At 50.0% G+C, this 1,594-nt stretch carries 1 protein-coding gene; it reads left to right on the top strand.

The features are described 5' to 3' along the window. A partial coding sequence (locus D6694_15175; GenBank protein ID RMH34536.1) for a site-specific DNA-methyltransferase occupies positions 1-1,594 on the top strand: 1,594 nt, incomplete at both ends.

Here is a 1,594-nt window from a genome sequence, read left to right as displayed (position 1 = left end):
GCGGACAACTACCACGCGCTGCAGTTGCTGGAATACCTATATGCCGGGCAGGTGGATTGCATTTATATCGATCCGCCGTATAACAGCGGTGCAAGGGATTGGAAATACAACAATGACTATGTAGACGCCAATGACAATTGGCAGCACAGCAAATGGTTAGCATTTATGCGCAGAAGGCTGCGTATTGCGAAGCGGTTGCTCAAGAATGATGGCGTTTTGATCGTGACGATTGATGAAAATGAAGTCCATCATCTTGGTTGCTTGCTGGAACAGGACTTCAGTTCTTTCCTGCGACAGATGGTGACTATCGTGATCAATCCGAAAGGCACTGGAAAATACAATTTCGCTAGAGTTGAAGAGCATGCGCTGTTCTGTATTCCCGATTTAGGGCGCTCTGTAATAACCGGCATATCTCTAGACGGAATCAGTGAAGAGGAAACGGGAGAAAATGGAGATGTTGAAAGTTCACTGGTTGAGTCGTCTTTGAAGTTTGATCCTGTCACTTCACCAACAAGCGATTTATGGGAATTGCGACACGCTAGGCGTCGTGGCAGTGAATCAAGCTATCGGCACCAGCGCCCTAATCAGTTTTATCCGATTTATATAGATGAAGAAGCCGGTCTCGTCATTGAGGCTGGTAAATCATTACCACTTGGAAAAGAGCCATCATTTCGCCGAAAGAATGGGCTGAGGCCGATATGGCCAATTGATGATGATGGTAACCACAGATGTTGGCGCTTTATCCCCGATACTATGCAACGCTTGATTGACGAAAAGCGTGTTGTCCTCGGTCGGCATAACAAAAAACGGGATACTTGGACTCTCAATATTTGGGAGCCTAAGAATCTCTTGGCAAAGCCAAAAACGGTTTGGTGGAACACACATCATGATGCCGGTACGCACGGCACCACGCTGCTGCACAAACTGTTATCGAAGAGAGGCGTATTTCAATTTCCAAAATCGATCTATGCGGTAAGAGATTGCCTAGCATCCGTGGTGAGAGGTAGGAAGGATGCTCTTATCCTAGATTTTTTCGCTGGCTCCGGCACCACACTGCACGCAGTCAATCTTCTTAACGCTCTGGACAGTGGCCAGCGCCGCTGCATCATGGTCACCAATAACGAGGTGTCCGAGGAAGAAGCGAAAAGCCTTTCCAGGCAGGGTTACCGGCCCGGTCAGCCGGAATGGGAGCGCCACGGCGTCTGCCAGTCCGTTACCTGGCCCCGCTCCAAATACACGATCCTTGGCAAGCGCGATGACGGCTCGGAGTTGGATGGTGAATACCTCACAGGCAGGACCGTAGAAATAGAGAAGCCTCGCAAGTTCCAGCAAATCGCTTTCACCTCCGTCGATGATTTGAGCACTGCCGCAAAGAAAAAACAGTTGGTCGCCCTGATCGATGGCATTCCCCAGTCGGCGGTGAAGAAGGATTCCGCCTTTGTGGTCTCCGAAAAGCATCCCGCTTCTATCCTGTTCGACGACTCCCAGGCCGATGCCTGGCTGGAGGCGCTGGAAGATCAGGAACACATTACCGATTTCTATATCGTGACCGCCAGTAAGGCGACATTCGATGACCTGAAGGTGCGTATTCAAG

The sequence above is a fragment of the Gammaproteobacteria bacterium genome (genome assembly GCA_003696665.1).
Taxonomy (GTDB): Bacteria; Pseudomonadota; Gammaproteobacteria; order Enterobacterales.
The sequence above is the reverse complement of the archived record's forward strand: the minus strand, read 5'-3'. Positions and strand labels throughout refer to the sequence as shown.